Origin of the sequence: Pseudoalteromonas sp. 68 DY56-GL68 (assembly GCF_041414825.1) — a bacterium.
Classification (GTDB): Bacteria; Pseudomonadota; Gammaproteobacteria; order Enterobacterales; family Alteromonadaceae; genus Pseudoalteromonas.
The window spans coordinates 252102-273932 of the sequence record NZ_JAOCZL010000020.1; the positions used below are offsets into that span (position 1 = coordinate 252102).

At 40.3% G+C, this 21831-nt stretch carries 24 protein-coding genes; 13 read left to right on the forward strand and 11 right to left on the reverse strand.

Annotation, left to right across the window (positions count from 1 at the left end):
- The first annotated feature begins 16 nt into the window (after positions 1–16).
- The 6 genes from NYF15_RS12995 to NYF15_RS13020 are packed head-to-tail and all read left to right on the forward strand — an operon-like array spanning position 17 to position 6582.
- Entirely contained in the window at positions 17–745 is a 729-nt protein-coding gene (locus NYF15_RS12995) for an RDD family protein (protein ID WP_371353780.1), read from the forward strand.
- Entirely contained in the window at positions 742–1692 is a 951-nt protein-coding gene (locus tag NYF15_RS13000; protein ID WP_130150516.1) for a stage II sporulation protein M, read from the forward strand. Before NYF15_RS12995 ends, NYF15_RS13000 begins: the two co-directional genes overlap by 4 nt.
- Positions 1682–3148 carry a hypothetical protein gene (locus NYF15_RS13005; RefSeq protein WP_371353781.1) on the forward strand — a complete coding sequence of 489 codons (1467 nt, stop codon included), beginning with the start codon at positions 1682–1684 and terminating at the stop codon, positions 3146–3148. Before NYF15_RS13000 ends, NYF15_RS13005 begins: the two co-directional genes overlap by 11 nt.
- Positions 3138–4286, forward strand: a complete 1149-nt coding sequence (locus NYF15_RS13010; RefSeq protein WP_130150518.1) for a DUF4350 domain-containing protein — start codon at positions 3138–3140, stop codon at positions 4284–4286. The genes NYF15_RS13005 and NYF15_RS13010 overlap by 11 nt, the downstream gene beginning before the upstream one ends.
- Positions 4283–5266 carry a MoxR family ATPase gene (locus NYF15_RS13015; protein ID WP_130150519.1) on the forward strand — a complete coding sequence of 328 codons (984 nt, stop codon included), beginning with the start codon at positions 4283–4285 and terminating at the stop codon, positions 5264–5266. The genes NYF15_RS13010 and NYF15_RS13015 overlap by 4 nt, the downstream gene beginning before the upstream one ends.
- Positions 5263–6582, forward strand: a complete 1320-nt coding sequence (locus tag NYF15_RS13020) for a DUF58 domain-containing protein (protein WP_130150520.1) — start codon at positions 5263–5265, stop codon at positions 6580–6582. Before NYF15_RS13015 ends, NYF15_RS13020 begins: the two co-directional genes overlap by 4 nt.
- Positions 6583–6683: 101 nt before the next feature.
- On the opposite strand, the gene NYF15_RS13025 is transcribed toward NYF15_RS13020, so the two are convergent.
- The gene (locus tag NYF15_RS13025; protein ID WP_130150521.1) at positions 6684–7160 is read right to left on the reverse strand and encodes a DUF4234 domain-containing protein; all 477 of its coding nucleotides are present in this window, start codon (positions 7158–7160) and stop codon (positions 6684–6686) included.
- Positions 7161–7379: 219 nt separating this feature from the next.
- On the opposite strand from NYF15_RS13025, the gene NYF15_RS13030 reads away from it, so the two are divergent.
- On the forward strand, positions 7380–7574 hold the full coding sequence (locus tag NYF15_RS13030; RefSeq protein WP_341803059.1) for a hypothetical protein: 195 nt from the start codon (positions 7380–7382) through the stop codon (positions 7572–7574).
- Here the strand turns inward: NYF15_RS13030 and NYF15_RS13035 are convergent.
- On the reverse strand, positions 7571–9685 hold the full coding sequence (locus tag NYF15_RS13035; protein ID WP_371353911.1) for an EAL domain-containing protein: 2115 nt from the start codon (positions 9683–9685) through the stop codon (positions 7571–7573). The two genes, NYF15_RS13030 and NYF15_RS13035, sit on opposite strands and share 4 nt — an antisense overlap.
- Positions 9686–9861: 176 nt before the next feature.
- Entirely contained in the window at positions 9862–12582 is a 2721-nt protein-coding gene (locus tag NYF15_RS13040) for an insulinase family protein (protein ID WP_371353782.1), read from the reverse strand.
- 190 nt (positions 12583–12772) lie between these two features.
- Here NYF15_RS13040 and sixA point away from each other — a divergent pair, with 190 nt between their 5' ends.
- From sixA to NYF15_RS13060, 4 genes are read left to right on the forward strand one after another with little or no spacing between them, the layout of a single operon-like run.
- Entirely contained in the window at positions 12773–13249 is a 477-nt protein-coding gene (gene sixA / locus NYF15_RS13045; protein WP_130150525.1) for a phosphohistidine phosphatase SixA, read from the forward strand.
- 48 nt (positions 13250–13297) lie between these two features.
- Entirely contained in the window at positions 13298–13648 is a 351-nt protein-coding gene (locus tag NYF15_RS13050) for a RidA family protein (RefSeq protein ID WP_237118175.1), read from the forward strand.
- The gene (locus NYF15_RS13055) at positions 13629–14108 is read left to right on the forward strand and encodes an ASCH domain-containing protein (RefSeq protein ID WP_371353783.1); all 480 of its coding nucleotides are present in this window, start codon (positions 13629–13631) and stop codon (positions 14106–14108) included. The genes NYF15_RS13050 and NYF15_RS13055 overlap by 20 nt, the downstream gene beginning before the upstream one ends.
- Entirely contained in the window at positions 14105–14839 is a 735-nt protein-coding gene (locus tag NYF15_RS13060; protein ID WP_371353784.1) for an SDR family oxidoreductase, read from the forward strand. The genes NYF15_RS13055 and NYF15_RS13060 overlap by 4 nt, the downstream gene beginning before the upstream one ends.
- A gap of 34 nt (positions 14840–14873) precedes the next feature.
- Here NYF15_RS13060 and NYF15_RS13065 read toward each other — a convergent pair whose 3' ends face one another.
- The 8 genes from NYF15_RS13065 to smrB form a co-directional block, all read right to left on the reverse strand.
- Entirely contained in the window at positions 14874–15233 is a 360-nt protein-coding gene (locus NYF15_RS13065; protein ID WP_371353785.1) for a hypothetical protein, read from the reverse strand.
- Positions 15234–15333: 100 nt separating this feature from the next.
- Complete coding sequence (locus NYF15_RS13070; protein WP_371353786.1) at positions 15334–15687, reverse strand: hypothetical protein; 354 nt, start codon at positions 15685–15687, stop codon at positions 15334–15336.
- A 12-nt stretch (positions 15688–15699) separates the two neighbouring features.
- Positions 15700–15921 (reverse strand): hypothetical protein, encoded by a 222-nt coding sequence (locus NYF15_RS13075; protein WP_371353787.1) that lies wholly within the window; start codon positions 15919–15921, stop codon positions 15700–15702.
- A 47-nt stretch (positions 15922–15968) separates the two neighbouring features.
- Positions 15969–16622, reverse strand: a complete 654-nt coding sequence (locus NYF15_RS13080; protein ID WP_371353788.1) for a DUF2589 domain-containing protein — start codon at positions 16620–16622, stop codon at positions 15969–15971.
- 25 nt (positions 16623–16647) lie between these two features.
- Positions 16648–17250 (reverse strand): DUF2589 domain-containing protein, encoded by a 603-nt coding sequence (locus tag NYF15_RS13085; RefSeq protein ID WP_371353789.1) that lies wholly within the window; start codon positions 17248–17250, stop codon positions 16648–16650.
- Positions 17251–17323: 73 nt separating this feature from the next.
- A complete protein-coding gene (locus NYF15_RS13090) occupies positions 17324–17782 on the reverse strand; it encodes a hypothetical protein (RefSeq protein ID WP_371353790.1) in 459 nt (152 codons plus the stop codon).
- Positions 17783–18026: 244 nt separating this feature from the next.
- Positions 18027–18950, reverse strand: coding sequence for an AEC family transporter (locus NYF15_RS13095; protein WP_371353791.1), 924 nt, complete (start codon positions 18948–18950; stop codon positions 18027–18029).
- Between the two features lie 24 nt (positions 18951–18974).
- Positions 18975–19532, reverse strand: coding sequence for an endonuclease SmrB (gene smrB, locus NYF15_RS13100; protein WP_371353792.1), 558 nt, complete (start codon positions 19530–19532; stop codon positions 18975–18977).
- A 101-nt stretch (positions 19533–19633) separates the two neighbouring features.
- Between smrB and prmB the strand changes: the two genes are divergently transcribed.
- Positions 19634–20569: a 50S ribosomal protein L3 N(5)-glutamine methyltransferase gene (gene prmB / locus NYF15_RS13105; protein ID WP_341803054.1), complete on the forward strand. Its 936-nt coding sequence runs from the start codon at positions 19634–19636 to the stop codon at positions 20567–20569.
- A 65-nt stretch (positions 20570–20634) separates the two neighbouring features.
- Positions 20635–21735, forward strand: coding sequence for a chorismate synthase (aroC, locus tag NYF15_RS13110; RefSeq protein ID WP_371353793.1), 1101 nt, complete (start codon positions 20635–20637; stop codon positions 21733–21735).
- Positions 21736–21831: the final 96 nt, after the last annotated feature.

Here is a 21831-nt window from a genome sequence, read left to right on the forward strand (position 1 = left end):
AGCAGTAGTAGATTAAATGTTAGACCACGGATTGGAAAACAGAGAATACGTTAAATTACCTGAAGGGGTTGATATTGCAATCACACCCGCAGGTGTTGTCTCCCGTAGCTATGCCTACATCATCGATTTCTTATTTCGCAGTCTTATTATGTTCGTTGTATCACTTGTATTTAGCTTTTTAGGTGATGCAGGGCAGGGCATTATTCTGATTATTTATTTTATAACATCTTGGGGATACAACATTTTTTTTGAAATGAAAAATGGTCAAACTCCTGGGAAAAAGCGTCTTAAGATCCGCGTAGTACAAGATAATGGCTTACCAGCCAGTTTTTCACAAATTGTTGTACGAAACCTATTACGTCCAGCAGATATGTTACCTATTGGCTATTTTTTAGGGCTAGTTGTCATGATGTTCAACTCTCGTTTTAAGCGTATTGGTGATTGGGCAGCAGGCACTATGGTTATTTATGATGATGAAGTAGAGGCACGTCCTGAACTACCGAAAGGTAATATTGAAATTCCAGTATTGAGCTTAAGCACGGAAGAACAATTAGCAGTGCTTGCTTTTGCAGAGCGCAGTGATGAGCTTTCTGATGCGAGGCGCAGTGAACTCGCTGCAATTTTAGCTGAACCATTTAAGTTAGAGGACAATGAAGCGCAGAGTATGTTAATCGGTTATGCGCGTTTTTACTCAGGTCAGTTAAGTAACTCTAATGAACAGGCGCATAGTGAGACAGTGCAATGAAGCAAACGCAATTTGTAAAATCGAATAGCCAGAGCTGGAATGAATTTAAGGCGCTTTGCGAGCTTGCAGAATCAGAAAGTTTGCCGGTTTATTTTCCTAATATGTACCGTAAGGTGTGTAATGATTTAGCCATTGCCCGCAGTCGCCAATATAGCCCCGTACTTATTGAGCAAATTAATCGTTTAGTTCAGTATGGTCAAAAGCGCTTGTACTTATCTCGCAGCAATCAGTTTTCTGAGATATGGCATGTTGCCCGCACAGCATTTCCTCGGGCCCTCTATGAGAACCGTATAATGCTGGGCATTAACTTATTAGCATTTTGGGGCTTAGCACTTATCGCGTTTATTTGGGTGATGCTTGACCCTGATGCGGTATATACATTTTTGGGGCAAAGCACTGTACTGCAAATTGAAGAAATGTATAACCCCGGGGGCAGTGTACAAACAGCTGAGCGTGGCGCAGCTCAAGATCTCATGATGTTTGGTGTTTATATTTACAATAACATTGGCATTGCATTTCAAATGTTTGCTGGTGGGGTGTTGTTTTGTGTTGGCGCTGCATTTTTCTTACTATTTAACAGCTTTTACTTTGGTGCGATTGCCGCTCACATTGTTAATATTGGCTTTGAAGGGCCATTTTTCTCATTCGTTATAACCCATGGTTCATTTGAATTAACCGCGATTATTATTGCCTCTGCTGCAGGGTGTCAGATAGGTTATGCATTATTGAATCCTGGTCATTTTACCCGCGGCTATGCAATTAAACAGGCCGCACAAAAAGCATTGCCTCTTATTGTTGGTGCGTTTTTAATGCTTGTTCTTGCGGCATTTATTGAGGCCTTTTGGTCGCCACGTGATATAGCCAATGAAATAAAATATAGCGTAGGGAGTGTTTGCTGGGCGTTTGTTTTGTATAGGCTATACAAGGGGATGCGTTATGGAGCTTAATAGGTTAAGTTTTAACCCGCGTAAACGTAGCGCCTATGAAAACTTTGATTTAACTGTATTATTAACTAAACAGCACTTTTTACCTTTGTTTAGCCTTTATATCTGCTTAGCTTTACCAACATTTTTGATATTAGGGTTTTTACTTGGCTGGTCAATCGCTACATTTGCTGTATGGCTATTAAAACCTTTATTTGAACGCCCTTTACTTGATTACATGTCGAAGGCTGTTTTTAGTCAACCAACCTCGATTAAGTCAAGCATACTGGTTATAAAGCAGCTTAAATTTAAGGATATGCTAGCGCATTTAACCGTATTTAGGCTCAGCCCTAATCGTGCATTTTTGGCTCCGGTGGAGCAATTAGAGCGCTTGTCAGCAGAGCGAAAGCAAAAACGTAAGCAAGTTCTTTTTGCAACATCAAAGCCAAAGCAAACCTTATGGATGCTTTTTTGCGTACATTTCGAGTTTATTGTTTTAATGGGACTTTCGGCTTTTTCAATTGCATTGATCCCAAATTCATTTTCTCTTGAAGAATCTATCTATCAATTTCAAGACTCTCCTGCTTGGCTAGAAATTGCTTTTAACTTACTTTATTTATTAAGTATTTCCCTCGTCGCGCCATTATTTGTCACAGGGGGGTTTTTAGCCTATTTACATCGCAGGGTTGAGCTCGAAGGTTGGGATATTGAGCTTGCTTTTAAGAATATAAAAACACGTTTTGCACAGCCTTTGTCATTGATATGCGCTTGCTTACTTAGCTTTTTGGCAGCGATGCCACAAACCAGTTTTGCTGAGGAGCTTGATAAAGATGCTGTTAAAGAACAAGTGATTACACTTTACAATCAAGATGATGTTATTGAAAAGAAAACGACTTGGGTTCCTGATTTTAATTTTGAGCAAGACAACGCAAGTCCATCATCGTTTGATTTTTCATGGCTGAGTAACTTTTTTGAGTTAATTGGATTTACGCTTAGCTATTTAGTATGGGGCTTTGTAGGATTACTTGCACTGTGGCTTGTTTATTATCTTGTTAAGAATAAAGGCTTTTTCACTGGGTTGAAGCTGCCTGAAAAGCCACAAAAAAAATCTGACCATGTTATTCCGTCTTTATTTACTGACATTAAACATGACGAACTTCCTGATGATTTAATTAGTGCTGCACTTGAGAGTTATCGTTCAGGAAACTTACGGTTAGCGCTTGGTTACTTATTGCATCACTCACTTCGCTGGGCACAGGTTCAGTATGAGATAAAACTTCATCGTTCAATGACTGAACGTGAGTGTAAACAAGTAATTGATGCAAGCGTGCCCAAGCAATGGCAAGCTGTATTTAGCACATTATTTTCAGCATGGGTCATTGTTGCTTGGGGACATCGAAAACCTAATATCGACTTTGAACAACTTGCAGAGCAAATTAAGCAAATGTCGTTGCCTGTGGAGTTAAACCATGAAACTTAAGTATTTTATGATTGGTTTACTGGTTTTAACCGTTGCTTTACTCGGGTCAATGTTGGCATCAGTAAAGTGGGAAAAACAGGAAGTAGAGATAGGTTTTCAACCAGAGGTAGCAAAAGACAGCTTCACTCTGGCTCAGCGTTTATTGGCTTCATATGATGTGCAATGGCACAAAGACAAACGTTTAGCCAGCCAAACTAACCCCAATCAATTAACAATAGACCCAAATACTATGCTGGTTGTTGATGAGGCTGTACTTGCTAACTCATATGAGCTAGATCAACAGCTAGTGCAGTGGGTCGCTGACGGTGGGCGTTTAGTGTATGTACTTAACCGACAGCGCGATGAGCTAGGGATTGATAACGCAATTTTTTTCCAAGAGTTAGGGATTGATGTTACAACCGTCGATGATGTGTTTGAATTCAATTTTGTGCTATTAGAAGAAGGCAGCTCAAATACAACACTGACAATTGATGAGACAACGCAATTAGAACTCGAACTTAGCCAAGCTTTTAAAATTGATAGTTGCCAAGGCGTGCAAACAGAAAATCAAGCGGGTGATACTGTAATGTGCGATCTGCCCTTTGGTGCAGGCCGTGTTATTGTTTTACCATCACTGGCCCCTTTTACTAATTATAAGTTACGGCATCTAGATCATGGCAGCCTATTAGTTTGGTTAACTCAAGGTGCCAGTAAAGTGACGTATGTGCCGTATTTAAGTTACCCAAATTGGTTATCTAAGTTGTGGCATTGGAGCTGGCAGTTTGTGGTTAGCTTATTACTGACAGTGGTATTTGCTGTGTGGCATATTAGTAGCCGTATTGGCCGCGCATATGCGCCAGATGTCGATAGCAAAACAAGCTTTAATCAGCATATTCGAGCTATTGCAAATTTTTACACAGAACACGGTCATGAAGCGCGTTTATTTGAAGCGTTAAAAAAAGATTTTAATGCAAAAGTAGAGACGCGAGTCCCTAATTTCAAAATGCTTAGTGCACACAAACAGGCTGAGATTATTGCCAGCCTAACTCAGTTTGATAAAGAGCAAGTCGAGATCTTGCTTTCAAGCGAACTTCCCGAGTCTCGTGAACAACGAACAGATTATATAAAACGATATAGACAATTAAGGAATGCCTTATGAGCACGGAACTAGATACTCACTCATTGAGCCTGGTAGATGCGGCAAACGCAGTAAAAAAAGTGAAAGAAAATATTGCGCGTGTTCTTGTTGGTCAAGATGCCATTGTAGAAGACGTATTAACAGTATTGTTTGCCGGCGGACATGTGTTACTTGAGGGTGTACCAGGGCTTGGTAAAACCTTGTTGGTACGAGCACTTGCTAAAAGCTTGAGTGTTGATTTTTCGCGGGTTCAGTTTACACCCGATTTAATGCCATCGGATGTCGTAGGTCACAGTTTATATGATATGAAATCGGGTGAATTTAATATTAAAAAGGGACCTGCTTTCACCAACATATTATTGGCCGATGAAATAAACCGTGCACCTGCAAAAACTCAGTCAGCGTTACTTGAAGTGATGCAAGAACAACAAATAACCATTGATGGTGACACGCTGTCAATCGACTCGCCATTTATGGTTCTTGCCACGCAAAACCCGCTTGACCAAGAAGGTACGTATCCGCTACCTGAAGCAGAACTTGACCGTTTCATGATGAAGATTGAGCTAGGGTTTCCTTCGTTCGAATCTGAAGTGGAGTTACTAAAACTAAACACCAAGATGGTTTCGAATGAATCAACCGTTGATGCATTGCCTGCTGTATTGAATGCTGCCCAAATTGCACAAATTAAACAGCTTTGTGCAGATATATTAGTGGACGAACAGATTTTAAATTATGCGGTTGATATTACGCGTAGCTCAAGAACGTGGCAGGGAGTTTTACATGGTGCAGGGTTGCGAGCATCTATTAATATTATTAAAGCGGCAAAAGTTATGGCGCTAATGAATGGTCGCGACTTCGTAACCCCTGATGATGTTAAATCAGTGTCAGTTAACATACTTCGCCATCGTTTGATCTTATCTGCTGATCTTGAGCTTGAAGGTGTGTCATTTGATGAAGTGATTAGTGCCATTCTTGCTAGTGTTGAAGCACCACGATCATGAAACGTATAAAGCTAAGACCATCAAAACGCCTAGTACAGATACTGAGTGTTATTGTCCTCTTAGTGGTGGTATCTGCTTTGATTGAGCTTAGCAGCTTATTTATTACGCTACTGCTTTGTATTCCTTTGCTGATTGCTTGTGTTGATTGTTACTTTTCGCGATTTGCGCACAATGTATCTGTAGAGCTTTCAACAAATCAAAATATGGCGTTATATCGCTGGCAGCCAATAAAGTTGCTACTAAAAAATAAAGCGAAACAGGTTCTACGTGCTGATATCAGTATTCATTTAACAAATGCTCTGGAGCTTGCTGAAGCTGTAAAAAGTATTGAACTTGAGACAAACCAACAAGCTGAGCTTAGCTACTCTATGCGTGCCCATAAGCGAGGAGATGCAGATATTTCGGCGGTTGAATTACGTATAACTTCTGCGTTTGGGTTATGGCAATCAAATTGGTTAGCAGCACATCGTACCCAGTTAAAAGTATACCCAGACTTTAGCCGTGTCACGTCGAAGCAACACCTTAATGGCGTGACAAATAAACCAATTAATGGCCTTAAGCTAACAAAAAAACGTGGTGATGGAATTGAGTTTCATCAACTAAGAGAGTATCGCCAAGGTGACAGCGTTAGGCAGATAGATTGGCAAGCAACCAGTAAACGCCGTAAATTGATATCCCGAGAATACCAAGAAGAGCAAAACCAGCATGTAATTGTTATGCTTGATGCTTCAAAGAAAATGGCTATAGAGGCTAAAGAGGGCAGTCACTTTGACCACGCGCTAAATGCATTATTGTTACTATCACACACAGTATTAAAGCAAGGTGATTGGTTTAGTATGCAAAGCTTCAATCAAAACGTGCGTTGGTTACCGGGTGTAAAAGGGGCACAAAACGTGTCGCGGGTCATGAACCACTTTTATGATCTTTACCCAGACCAAAGTAGCAGTGATTATGTGGTTGCTGTAAATCAGCTAATTGCCAAGCGCAGTAAGCGCTCTTTAGTTTTACTCGTTACAACACTCGACGAACAAAGTATTGATGAATTACTGCCTGCGATAAAACTATTACAGAAGCATCATTTAGTTGCTTTAATCAACATAAATAACCGCTCTGTGAGTGAAGTGCTTAAAGAGCCAATTCAAAAGTACGAAGATGCAACAAGTTATTGCGCAGCACTCAGTTTATTAAATACACATAAGAAAAATATGGCGAAATTGAGAAAAGAAGGGGTGATTGCGATTGATTGTAACCCTGAGCAGTTATTGCCTCATGTGCTCAATACATATTTGAATGTGAAACATTCAGGTGCTTTATAATGATGCAGTTAAGTAACTAAAACATACTTGGATGTTAAACGGGACACATAGTAAAAAGGCATTAAAATTTAATGCCTTTTTCATTATGAAATTAAAGTAGCTTATTGCTGTCTATCAATTGCTTCATTAATCTTGTATTGGAAGTAAATAACGTTAAAGAAGAACGTTAAAATACCATTTAATTTTACAGGCTCAGCGCTACCTTCATTAATTAATTCAGTGAGTGAAGTACGGAGTGAGAAAATTAAAATAATGGCTACGACAAATGAGGCTAGCGACACAATAAAGCCGAGCTCAGGTAAAATACCAGCTATTGATAAAACAAGGTTAACCACATACAGCGCCACATAGCCATAAACTAGTCCTTGAGCTATTTGGTTTTTCGCCAGTGAGTTTGCTTTGTTTGTTCTATTTACAAGCCAGTACACACTGTAGATACCTAATGTGATGATACTTAAAAAGAACACGCCCCATGCTGAGAAGCGGTCAAAGTTCAAAATGGGTTTGTTGCTACCATCGTTATTTTGTGTAAGGTTTGCTTCCGGTGCCTCGTAGACGTTTGCAGTATTGTCAGACATGATGTCTCCTAATCATTTTTGTTTATTCCTTATGTGCATCAATGCACGTTCCTATTTTAACAATTTTGACCGCTTTGTATATAAATAATACAATTTTTTATTAGGTTTATGTTTGATATTTAAGAATATAATCTGCCTTTATACTGGCTATTTACATCCTGACGTTTTCACTGCTGCTTAAGTTATGTACACTGCGTGCTTATCACTGTGGGGGCTATTGTGTTTTTTGTTTGTGTGAGTTGTGTATTTATTTTTGTAATGTATTTAGAGTCCGTTTCAAAAGGCATGCCTGTTAAACGTTGGGTGCTTTTAGGTGGGGCGCTAGGCCCTGTTGCTTGGTGCTTGTTTAACATACATTATCGACGTGCATTGATACGTCATATCGGCTTACAAGCGTGCAGTTGGCGACCTTAAACTTCAACGCTTCTTAATAAACTGGGCGCTGATTTATTACGCTGTTTTTTCAAAAAAGCTGTGAACTCAGGTTGTGACAAGGGTTTTGAGTAGTAATAACCTTGTACTGTTTGGCAATTTAATTGCTCTAACATCGCTATTTGCTCTGCTTTTTCAACGCCTTCAGCAACAACATGTAAGTCAAGGTTGTGTGCAATGGTAACGATTGAGTCGACCATATTACGGCCTCGTTCTGATTGCATGTCGTCTATAAAAGCTTTATCAACTTTTAATGTATTGAGTGGGAACTGCTTTAAGTAAGCCAACGATGAGTAACCCGTACCAAAGTCATCCATTGCTAAGTGTATGCCTCTGGCACTAAGAGAACGCATCACTGAAATTGCTTCATTAGGATCGTCCATTACCGTTCCTTCGGTTATTTCGAGCTCTAAAAAGTAAGAGGGTAGTTCATTTTTTTGTAAAATTACATCAATGCGAGTCGTTAAGTCAGGTAAGCTAAATTGCTTTGCAGATAGGTTTACAGCGACACGACCATTAAATAACCCTTGGTCGATCCATGCCTTCACATCACGACAGGCTTTATTAAGCACCACTTCACCGATTTCAATAATTTGCCCCGTTTCTTCTGCGATAGGAATAAACATTCCTGGGCTGATAATCCCCTTTTTAGGTGTGATGAAACGCACAAGTGCTTCCATACCATCCAATTTGCCGGTGCGAATATTCATTTTGGGTTGATAATAAACTTCAAAATGATCTTCTTTTAAACCGTAACGCATTAGGTTTTCTATTTGCAGGCGTTTAACGGCTTGGCGATTCATTGTGTCGTTAAAGAATAAGTAACTATTGCCTTTTTTCTTAGCGTGGTACATCGCTGTATCGGCATTTTTTAATAAAAGCTCAGGTGTATTGCCATCTTCAGGGAACAGTACGATACCAACACTCGAGGTGATTACTAGCTCATGGCCTGCCATGTTAAAAGGTGTGGCAATCGCTGCTAAAAACAGCTTTGCCATTCGCGTAATCGTATGAATGTCGTTGGTGCCTGACATAACAAGTGCAAACTCATCACCACCAAGGCGATAAAATACGTCTTTTTCACGGGTGAGCTTATTTAATCTCATGGCCAATTTGGCGAGCAGGCTGTCACCAAGTTGATGGCCTAAGGAATCATTGATCTTTTTGAAGTTATCCAAGTCAAATACTAATAGAGCATGATGATTATCTTGTTTGGCGAGCTTTTTAAGATTAGTAAAAAATAAATTACGGTTAGGCAAGCCGGTAGTACGGTCTCGGTTTGATAAATTATGTAACTGTGACTCAGCTTTTTTGCGCTCTGTTTGGTCAGAATAAACCACAACGTAATTACATATTTGATTATGCTCGTTTTTGATTTCGTCGATAGAAATCTCTATGGGGAGCAACTGTCGTTGTGCATTTCTAAGCTTAACTTCTTGCTGCCAGTGATCTGTAGCTCTAACCGTTGCTTTTATTTCATCTACGTAGCTTTGATCATAGCCAAAAAGAGCAAAATCTTTCTTTAGATATTGCTCTCGAGTACCGCCAAAAAGGGTCAAAAAGCTGGGGTTTAAATCAACTAATTTAAAGTTTTTATCGTAAATTGCGATGGCATCAGTCAGTGACTCAACACATTTTGCAAATAGGTTTAAACGTGCTTCTGTGGATTTGAGCTGTGATATGTCACGTACGGTGCCAGTCATACGTAGGGGGTTAAGATTGACATCTTTTTCAATAATCTTTCCACGGTCGAGTACCCAATGCCAACGCTCTAAGCTGTCTTTTATACGATAGCTTGCTTCAAAAAAGGCAGTGTGTTCAGCAAAATGTTTTTTGAGGGCTTTTTCAACATGTTGTAGATCATGAGGATGGATTAAATCACGGTTGGGTGGGAAGCCTGCTGCGTTATTCGTATCGGTGGTATATTTATCGTTTATACGAATAACTTCACCTGTTTTTATATTCCAGTCCCACAGAGTATCTCCGCTGCCTTCTACGGTACTTTTTAATCTATGTTCTGAAATACGAAGTTGATGGCGTGAGCGTTTGAGCTTATAAATAACGAATAGCAAATATGGTAATAACAGCAGCATTATAGAGCTAGGTATAAGCAATAGGGTGCTTTGCTCTAGCTCTATAGGGCTTGCAGCGGCTGAAAATATACCGGCCATATTGAGTGTTAGAAATACAGAAATCATTGTTATTATTTTTGTCATTAATGCAATACCTTAATTCGCACCAGATAATTTAATCTAAGCTCGCAAGCGAGTCAAAGAGAATGCGAAGAAAGGGTTGTTTTTGACTGTTTTTTGATTGCTTTATCACTTAACAGCTCTATTCGAGGTCGCGATTCGGCAAATGTCTCTTTTATGTATTGTTGCATTTGCTTTAAGCTCAGTTTATCAAGCTCAACAAGAAGTTGTTGCTGCATATTAAACTTACTATCTCGATTACCAATTGCTAACCAGAGCCTTTGTGAGCGAAGACGAAGATTTTTATCTTTTTCTGCTATATGTGTAATTAACCCTGCTTTTGTATCTTGCCATTGTTGCTCATCTAAAGAATCAATGTGCTGTAGATAGTTACTTATAAAATGCTGATGACGGATGAGTATTTCGTCAGCGGTGTGTTTTGGAGACTGAACATAAAACGCAATGCCAGCACGCGTATTAAAAGGTGCGTAGCCAGCCCCCACTAAATAACCAAGTTGTTGCTTGGTTCTAAGCTCATTAAAATAGTCTTGATTGATAAGGTGATTTAACACCATCATCTTTACTTTTTCAGCTGTGTCATCAGTCAGCGCTTGGTAATAAAGAACCATGGCGTGGTCATTACAATTTAGCTCAACGCGTTGCTGCTCGACATCTGTTATATCGTTAAGAGGGCGTGTTAGGTCGATAATTTTAGTGCAACCTGCTAAATGATCCGCCACTTGTTTTTGAAAAGCCAGTGCATCACTACGCTGCCAATTACCATGTAAAAACGACTCTACGTGTAGCGCTTTAAAGAATTCATGTCTGAAACAATTAAATTGATGAAAACTTGTATCTTTTAAAGCTTGTGCAAGTGCATTCGGTTCTGGGTTCCACGGCATCATTTTAGCACCTAAGATACTGAATAACTCGCTTACCGGCTTGTTTTGATTACTATTACGCCAATGCCTCACAAGTTGCTTTTTATATTCAGCAAAACGTTTTGCGCATATTTCTACACTAAATAAGGCTTCGAGTAATTCATCAACCAGTTCAAGCTGACTTGATGATAAGCCTGCGGTATGAAGCGTTAGGCCACCCTGGTGAGAGGTTAAATGATAACTTAAGCCTGCCAGCTCGGCAGGGTAAAATTGCTCAGCGACACTATCCATAAATAAATCAGCAAACAGCCGAGTTAAAGCCATATGCTTGACATCTTTAATGGCATAGTGCGAGTCCATCGCTAAGTAAAAATGTCCCTTAGCAACGCGAAAAGTCGCATCCTGCTTAAACCAAAAATCAAAGCCTTCTTGTTTTATCAGTAACTCAGGCGTTTTTTTAGGTTCATCCAGTGCTAAAAGTTCAACATTCTTCGTTAGATACGGGTTGGCAACAGGCAAACTCATTTCAGGTAATGGGGTGTTAATTTCACTTAATGCATCAAGCCAGCAAGGTGATATATTTTCGATTTTATAAGGCGTATTGTACCAAGCCGTGGTGTTTTCCGGCTCTACATCTGGATGTATGAGTACAAGGCGCATATTATCTGGCGTTAACCATTGCATTGCAATTTCATGCGCGCAGTGATTAAAGCCTTCCATAAGGTAATCACCTTGCACGTAGTTGGCTTCATCATAGTGTTGCATGTTAATGCTTAAACCACTTACCCAATCTATAAGTCGGGCTTTCTCTTGATTATCAAAGGCAATCTGCAGCAAATTCTTCTTATCTTGATAAAGCCTTGGTAACTTGTCACAGTTTTGGTTTATCAGACAAATGTATTCGAATACCATTTCAACAATATCTTCGTAGTATTCAATACCTTCATCGGTCAGTGCCATACTGATATTGAAGTCTTTGAAGTTACTGCCGTTTATACCACCGCCTGCTGAGAGTGCGTTGATCCAACCTTGCTCTTTTAAAATTGAGTAAAGTGAGCCTTTTCCCTCATAACCTAACAAGTGAGCAATAAAGCTCACCGTTTTATGGCGATAAAAATCATCAATATTTGGCATAGCAAAGCTAATGATGAGCTTTTGCATGTGCTTATGCGGCTCAATGTGCAGCACTTTACCTAAGTCTTGTTTGCGATAAAGTGGCTGCTCAATAATTTCTTTGCTTTTGGGCTGACCTTTAATCTCGCTGAAATAGTGCTTCACCCAGTTGGTCATTGTCGCAATATCTTCATTACTACAGATCACCAGTGTCATCCACTGAGCTTGGTAATGGCTGTTGAAAAAAGCGCGTAACTCGTCACTTATGCAGCCTTCGCGATCTGCCAAGGTTTGCTGGTTACCAACCGAAAATTTAGCAAATGGATGTGCAGGGTTTACCGTTTCTTTATGGGCTTGGTAGATGCGTCTGCCATCATCTTTGATCTTTAATTTAAATTCGGCATCAATCGCGTTACGCTCTTTGGCTGTCTCTTTTGGGCTTAATAGAGGGGCAATAAAAAAGCGGCTAAATTGAGCGAGGGCCTCAGAAAACTGATGATTATTAATATCAAAAAAGTAACAAGAGTGCTCAGTGCCTGTCCATGCGTTAGTGTTACCACCAGATTGTGATACAAAATTAGAAAACCCACCAGACTCAGGGTATAGGTCAGTGCCTAAAAAAAGCATATGCTCTAAAAAGTGTGCAAGGCCTTGCCTATCAAGGGGATCGTCAAAGTGACCTGCATTAATTGCCATTGATGCCGCTGATTTAGTTGATTCTAAGTCTTGCACTAAAAGTACTTTTAGACCATTGTCCAGTGTGAGGGGGTGGTATGTTCTGTTATCATTGCGGCTGATATTCAAAAGGTGCTCCTGAAGAATGCGTTAATGTCCTAACAACAGATGATAAATCAGGAACGCTAAAGGCACTGCAACGAAAATCTACCTGAATATCATAAGAGGATGTTTAATGTGTTTTGTGATGATATTCTAATATAGCGGACAATCAAGCAAACTGGCTACTGTTTTATATTCTTTAATCGGTTGATTTTTTATGAAAACAATCTTAATCATGCGCCATGGCGAAGCAACGCCAATGCAAGCAGATGATGCAGCAAGACAACTGACAACTACGGGGCAACAGGAAGCCAGCAAAATGGGGCAATGGTTAGCAATAAATTATAAACCAGATGCGTTATTGGTAAGCCCTTACATACGTGCCCAGCAAACTGCGAAAGCAGCAACACAAAGTAATCCATTACAATTTAGTGAAACCTGTAATGACATAATTCCAGATGGTACTCCTCAAGTTGCTGCTGACTACCTTGAAACTCTAATCGCCATGCACCCAGAATGCTCAACTTGGTTGGTTGTTGCACACATGCCAATTGTTAGTTACTTGGTTGACCAATTGAGCCCTGGTAACATGCCGATTTTTAACACAGGTGCTATTGCTGTTATTGAATATGACGATACCAAGCAGCGCAGTCATTACTTAAGTATTCACTCACCTAATAACGTCGAAATATAAGTATGAATTTGCTAGATTCATGTTTTTATCAACTATTGAATTAAAATTATGACAATCGAACGTTTACAAACTGGTGCGCGCATGAGCCGTATCGTCAAGCATAATGATACGGTGTACCTTTGTGGCCAAGTGTGTGCAGATGCAGAAAAAGATATCAGCGAACAAACTCAAACCATGCTAGATAAGGTAGAAGTTTTACTTATTGAAGCGGGGAGTAGTAAAGAGCATATGCTAAGCGCCACAATCTACCTGAAAAGTATGGAATACTTTGCAGCGATGAACGCAGTTTGGGATGCATGGGTACCACAAGGTCATGCGCCAGCACGTGCCTGTGTAGAGGCAAAAATGGCGCGCGATGCACTGCTTGTAGAGATTTCGGTTGTTGCAGCCGTTAAGTAACGAGCAGCGTAAGGCGCAGTTGATTGCTCGCTTTAATGATCAATCAGGGCGTGCCGTTGTTGAACTACCAAGTTGGCATTTTTGCGATAATGAGCAAGATGCCAATGACTGCGCTTTACTTGTTTTAAAAGGTATAAAACAAGCAACAACCTCTTCACTGTATTGGTTTAAAGCCAATGACAAAGCTTTACCTCAAGTTGGCGACCTAGCTATTTTTACTAATTGGCAAGAACAGCCCTTAGGCATTATTGAAACCATCGCGGTTACTATTACGCCATTTAATCAAATCACAGACGAATATGCTGCATTAGAGGGGGAGGGCGACAAAAGCCTCGCTTATTGGCAGCGTGTGCATTGGAATTATTATCAGCGAGAGCTAGCAGGTACAGGTTATCAATGCCATCCTGAAATGCCTTTAGTATGTGAGCAGTTTAAATTGGCATTTAAGGAGTCAGAATGAGTTCGAACCCTGTGGTTCTTATTACTGGAGGCGGCCGTGGTATTGGCGCTGCAACGGCTAAGTTATTTGCCGAGCAAGGTTATGACGTGTGTATTAACTATAAGTCAGATCAAGCAAGTGCAGAGCAGGTCGCTGATGAGATAAAAACGCTTGGCGTGAATGCCTATTTGTTCCAAGCCGATATCGCTGATGAGCAGCAAGTACTCGCCATGTTCGCCAAATTAGATGAGCAGGTTGCGCGCTTAGACGTTTTAATTAATAACGCGGCGATGATGCAACCACAAATGCCGCTATTAGAGATGAATGCAAAGCGTATTAACGCCATTTTAAGCTGCAATGTTACAGGCGCATTTTTGTGTGCGCGAGAAGCAATTAAACGAATGGATAAAGGCAGTATTGTGAACGTTTCATCGGGGGCTTCACGAACAGGTTCGCCAAATGAATACTTAGATTATGCCGCATCGAAAGGTGCACTTGATACCTTTACTATTGGCCTTGCCAAAGAAGTAGCCAGTAAAGGTATTCGGGTAAACGCGGTAAGGCCAGGCCTTATTTATACCGATATGCACCGTGATGGTGGCGAAGCAAACAGAGTTGATCGTTTAAAATCTAAGTTACCGCTAGGGCGAGGTGGTGAAGTTGACGAGGTCGCTTCAGCAATTTACTTTTTAGCAAGTGAGCAAGCCTCATTCACAACAGGCAGTTTTATTGATGTGTCGGGTGGTTTATAAAAGCCCCTTATTTGGTAAGTAAGAGGCTTATGGGTTAGTTACATGTTGTTAAGTTTTGGTTTTGAGGGTTGAGTTGATGAAAAACATGGCAAGTATGGCCTTGCCCATTATCAGAATAACGAACAGTAACGTGTAATGTTGCACCATCTCCTCCTGGTGGGGGCTGGCCTCCAAAGTGTGGGCCTTTATTAATATGGCACTGACCTTGTAACCACGCTTGTCTCAGTGCTTGGTTTTGCGAAGAGCTTATTAGCTGCTGCCAAACTGCGCGTTGATGGGGGTTATCAAAAGTATCTTGATTGTAAGTACATTCGGCATAGCTGCTAAATGAACTTAGCGTCAATAATATAAAGAAACTTTTGCTCAAAGCGCTTTTTGTAAAATGATTTTTCATAGTCTTATCCTTTTTAATATGCATAACTTCAATGCTGTATGTGGTGTTAGTGCAATAATATTTAACTAACGTATATCAGCAGTTGATTTTCCTGAGCTTTTTAAGGTCTGCAGGTTGTTAATGTTTTTAAATCAGGCGCTTTTTGGTTAAACACATGGCAGGTACGGTAATCATCCTTAACTGTTATGTGCAGAGTTGAGCCATCGCCTTTAGGGTGAGGAGCACCCCCTCTATGTGGGCCTTTAGAAATCGCGCAATAACCTTTGTCCCAAGCCATCGCTAGGTAGGTATCCTCAGAATTGCGAATCAAGTTCTGCCAAAATTGGATATTGCCTTGGGTGGCTGGGAATTGGGCTTCTTGATTAACATGACACGCTCCAAAACTATTTGTTGAAAGCAGTATAGTAAAGAGGAGGAGTGCTATTTTTAATTGATTTAAAATTGAACTGTTCATGGTTAAACTCCATTAGCTAAATGTTGCATAGTCACTTTGACATTGGCCAAGTGCTGAGTTATTTCGCAAAGTCTGATTTACGCTTTTTAAGCGTTCCCGATCTTCGCTTGCGAGGCTGATGACTGTGTTGCATAAGTGACAGCTAAATCGCATGCCTTGGCTTAGTGCATCTAAATCGATAGCAATTTTTGCACTTTGGCAATGCGGACAATTGATTGTGTTCAAAAGATCCATAATGTATTCCTTGTTATAAGCGCCTTATAGCAAGGCGCTCAAGGTGATTATTTAGATTTATCTTCACTACTACTTGAAACCATGATTGGCTGGATTGCTGCTGTGTAGGCTTCAATGATAGTAGTTACGCCCTGCGGCAGTGGTAGCTGACCAGCGTTGACTGCAACTGTGTACTTGGCAGCATTAGATTTTTCATAATGCTCTTTGTCGGATGATGATGATTGGCTAGTTGATTTAACCGACCCCTCAACTGATGCCGAAAAGCCCAAATAGCTAAATCCTGCTTTAAAGCTGCCGCTAGCCTCTTTGCTTGAACTGCTCGATGATTCAACATCATGTGAATATGAGCTTTTTACTTCCATCTCAAAATTCACATCAACATTTTTAACTGCTAATGAATTTAGCGGTAAAATTGTTAGTAGTGGTAGGTTCAGTGTCGACTTTGCAGGTGTTTTTGCATCACCTGTGTTTTCATCAATTACTGGGCGAATGACTTCCAGTTTCACCATAATTGGCTGACGAGTGCCGTCATCTTTATTTTCATCACTTACAGGTTGAAAACAGGTTTCAAGCAAAAAGCGAGTTTGTGAAATTGCCATATTTGCATTGGCATCTGCTGCTGCATTTAATGGTGCACCAATGAGTGACTTCATTGGTAAACCAGAAAACTGTTGTGCCATACTTACTAATGCATTTTCCATAATATTTTCCTTTTACAATTTTTGTTTATCCAGGGATTTGTGCTCTAAGCGAGCGTTCATAACCTTCAATCAGCTTTTGAAGGCCTTCAGGAGTTTCATCTCCTTGAAGCTTGATTTCGATTTCCACATTGGCGTTATTTTTTTCCTTAGATTTAGAAAAAATGTTTCCGCTAGACTGCGCAGGAAATGCGACAAATAAATCGTTTTGATCATTAGCTGTGACTTCGAGGCTAGCTTTAATATTTACTTCTTGAACTTTGGTCGAGCTAATGGGGGTAAGTGTGATTAATGGAACATCGACATAACTAATTTTTGGCCCATTCTGATCCTTATCAGGAAATGCCATTTGCATTGTTTTTGGTTTTAAAACGCGTTTTACTTGACTATTTGATGCGAGTTTTTCGTTATGTTCGTTTAGGATATTGATAGCAGACTCAGTATCTTCGCTATCGATAAAGGTTTTAATTCTTTGGATGGCATCATCATCTAAATCTGATACATCACTGGTTGGGATTTCGATGATTTCAAAAAATTTATTAATATGTTTTATGCCTTGGGCTTCAACTTCATTTGTAGCTTGTTTTATGCTTGAGTGAAGCTCATGAATTAACGCTCTAAATTTAATCATTTTTTTATTCCATTAGTGACTGGGTTAACTCAGTTATAGGCACTTAAGGAAAATTAATTAATAAGAGCTGATCTTATGATTGTCTTGAGACTGCAATTTTTTTGCGAACAGTTGAGATAGTTCGTTGACTTATACCAAACACTCGGATCAGCTCGTCATTATCCATCCCGTTTTTGATTGAATCTTCGTAGGCTATTTTTCTAAGCAGACTGAATACACCCCAGCGGTTTGGGATTTCTATATAGCCCGAGGAGTCGGCAAGTGAGCAGAGTTTGTCATAGCGTGCTTGTGTTAACTCTATAGAAAGACTTTGTTCTAATTTAGACTTGTGTTTACCGAGGTAAATTTTTCTGCCTCCGTATTCGCCGATAAATTGATAGAATTCTTTAGCTGAAAATGACTCTACAAGTTCGGAAAGAAAAAAGGGTAATCTTGCTAATATTTCTATTTTGTATTCATCGTAGAAAGTATATAACTCATTCATATGATTGATTTTATTAGTATAGATAGCCCCAAAAATTTCGTAATGCATCCTTTGCAACTCCAGCTAATTAGGCTTATCTTGACGGTAAGCCTTGAATTTATTGGTTTTTCTATTTGTAGTTATCAATGAACGGGAAGCACATAAGAACAATTCATATGGATTTTTAACAACTTATTAATATTATCTATTCTTTTTATTTACTTTAGTGTAGCTAATTTAGGACTAAATGGTGGATAAGGTTGGTGTAAATAGGATAAAAACATTTGATTTATATGAAGGTTTTTAAACCTATTTAGTTAAGCAATATACTTAACCAAACACTAAAGCTGACTACACTTAATACCGTTGAGAGCACCACAGTACTTGCGAGCGTCGCTTGATGCTGCTTAATTTGATTGGCGATTAGGTAAGCGTTGACCCCTAAAGGAGAGGCGCTTAAAAGTACTAAAACGTTCAGTAATGATTGTTCTAGATGAAATACGTAGCCTGCAAAAAAGTATACCCCGCACGGTAAAACGACAAGCTTGATGATGGTTGCGATAAGTGATGCTTGTAAGTTGTCGGCCACTTTATAAAACGCAAGGTTCGCTCCTAATACAAATAACGCACAGGCAATGGCAGGTTTAGCAAGTAAGCTTAGGCCATTTACTAAATCATCAAAAAGTGTAAAACCAAGTAGGTTTACAGCAAGGCCGCTACTGATGCTTAATACCACAGGGTTCAGCAGCATGTTTTTAGCAAATGTTCGCCAAGAGAATGTTTGCTGCGATTTAGCACTGAGCAAAAAGGTGAGGGTAAACAAAAGTGCGCTGTGAAAAGTAATGATCATAAACACAATGCCGACCATCTGTTGCCCAAGTGCAGCAATAATAATAGGCAAACCTACCAGTACCGTATTTGAGTAACTACTGCCAAGGGCAAATACAGCATGACGTGACGGCGCAGATTGCTTGCTAATGAGATAGCAGTCAATCACATAGCCAAGGGTATAAATAGCCAACACCGGAATGTAAAAGCTCAAAAACCCCGCAATAGACACACTATTTTGTAAATCGGCTTGAGCCATATTTAAAAATAGAAAAGCAGGCACGCTAATGTAAAAAGTAAACTTACTTAACCCTGCTATATGCTCTTTCGATAAAAACGTGCTACGAGAGCTGATGTAGCCACTTAACACGATAAAAATCAGTGGAAAGATAATCGAAAAAATATGCACATTAGGCCTTATGATAAGAAGACGTTAGCGTCTGAACTCATCACTTTGTGGAAGGTTAATTAAAATAAGTACTGCACCCTTACCACCAAATTCAAGAGGTGCTTGGTGCATGGCAATCACATCAGGGTGCTGCACTAAATATTGCGGTACCTTGTGTTTAAGTATGCGCTCACCAATACCGTGCACAACACAGGCGCAATAGTAATGTTGTTTTTTACACTCATGAATCAAACCCGCTAGCTCGTCTTTGGCTAATTCTTTATTTAAGCCATGTAAATCAAGAGTTAAATCAGGTGGGTAATCTCCACGGCGAAGTTGTTTTGCCAAATAGCTATCGTGACCAGGCTTGACATAACTGACGGTGCCGTGAGTGTCGATATCTGGTACATATTCATCAGAAAAGAAAAATTCTGCCTGATGTTGCTTTTTTTGCTGGGAAAATTGCTTGGCTTGTGACACTTTAGGCTTATTGGTGAATCGAATAGTGTCTTGTTTAAATGCTTTGGCACCACTGATACTTTGACGAAATAAGTCAATATCGTCAGCGCTAATGTGGTTGTTGTCGTGGGGATCTTTTTTCATGGCGGAAGTCTAAACAAAAAAACGCTAAAAATCGAGTAAAAACCAACTGAAAAGACGGTACAATACGCGTCAGAACAGACTTTGAAAGTTAAGGAACATACATGAACCATTTCCAGATAGAAGACGCAATTTTAGACGAGGCAATTGCAGAACTTTCAACGTTGCATGATTGGTTACGTTGGACAACCAGTCAATTTGCCAGCAGTGGTATTTTCTTTGGGCACGGCACAGATAATGCGTGGGATGAAGCAGTTAGCTTACTATTACCAGCACTAAGCTTGCCAATCGACGCGCCAAAAGAGCTAATGCATGCGCGTTTAACCAGCACCGAGAAAAACCGTTTAGCTGAACTAATTGCAGAGCGTATTAATGATTGTACGCCAGTACCTTACCTGACCAACACCGCATGGTTTGCAGGTATGCCGTTTTATGTTGATGAGCGCGTGTTAATTCCACGTTCGCCATTTGCAGAGTTAATTAGCAACCGCTTTGCACCATGGTTAGAAGAGCCAAGCTCAGTATCGCGCATTCTTGATTTATGTACCGGCTCTGCATGTATCGCTATTGCACTTGCGCAAGCATTTGAAGATGCACAGGTTGATGCGGTTGATATTTCTTATGAAGCGCTCGAAGTTGCTGATATTAATATCAGTGATTACATGCTAAATGACCGTGTACTGCCAATTCAGTCAGACGTGTTTAGTGGTGTTCCGGGTCAAAAATATGACCTGATCGTAGCTAACCCACCGTATGTTGATGCTGAAGATATGGCTGATTTACCACGTGAATTCCATCACGAGCCAGAGCTTGGTTTAGCATCGGGTCATGATGGTCTTGATGTTACTCGCACCATCCTAGCGGAAGCTGCTGAGCATCTAACTGATAACGGTTTGTTATTTGTCGAAGTTGGTAACTCTATGGTACATATGGAAGAGCTGTACCCGGGTGCGCCGTTTGAGTGGGTTGAATTCGAACAAGGTGGTCTTGGCGTGTTTGTAATCAGCAAACAGCAGCTTGTTAACTATTTCGCAGATTAACAGCAGATTTTAAAAGCCGAGCCTGAGGGCTCGGTCTCAGTAGTCATTAGGAATGAGGAAAATTAATGGCAGGTAATAGCATTGGACAACTATTTAAAGTGTCCACCTTTGGTGAGAGCCACGGCGTTGCATTAGGCGGCGTTGTTGATGGCACACCAGCAGGTCTTGAAATTAGCGAGGCCGATTTACAAATTGATTTAGACCGTCGTAAGCCGGGGCAAAGTCGTTATACAACACAGCGCCGCGAAAGTGACGAAGTAAAAATTCTTTCGGGTGTATTCGAAGGTAAAACCACAGGTACTAGCATTGGTTTACTGATTGAAAACACTGATCAACGCTCAAAAGATTACGGCAAAATTGCCGATGTATTTCGCCCAGGTCATGGTGATTATACCTATTGGCATAAATACGGTATTCGTGATTACCGAGGTGGTGGTCGCTCTTCTGCCCGTGAAACTGCGATTCGTGTAGCGGCAGGTGCAATTGCAAAAAAATACCTAAAACAATTTCACGGTATTGAAGTGCGTGCTTGTTTGAGTCAGCTTGGGCCAATTAAAGCTGAAGATTACAACTGGGATGAAGTGGAAAACAATGCATTTTTCTTCCCTGATCCTAGTAAATTAGACGCGCTTGATGAATATATGCGCGACCTCAAAAAACAAGGTGATTCGGTAGGCGCTAAAGTTAAAGTGGTTGCTAAAAATGTGCCTGTTGGTCTTGGTGAGCCAGTATTTGATCGCCTTGATGCAGAACTTGCACATTCACTAATGAGCATTAATGCAGTAAAAGGCGTTGAGATTGGTGATGGCTTTGATGTGGTTGAGCAAAAAGGCTCTGAGCACCGTGATGAGTTAACTCCAGATGGTTTCACATCAAATCACGCGGGCGGTGTACTTGCAGGTATCTCGACAGGGCAAGACATCATTGCCTCTATCGCACTTAAGCCAACTTCAAGCATTACCATACCTGGCAACAGCATTAATACTAGCAACGAAGCGGTAGAGATGATCACCAAAGGTCGTCATGACCCATGTGTGGGTATTCGCGCAATTCCTATTGCTGAGGCGATGATGGCGATTACCTTAATGGATCACTTATTGCGCCAACGTGGTCAAAACCCACATGTAAGACACGAACATGGACCAATCAAAGGTTCGATTGATTAACTCGGTTTGATTTAGCAAAGAACTATAAACTTAAAACGCGGCTTGATTTGCCGCGTTTTTGATTGAAAGTGTGAGCTATATATTTTCTAAGAGTGA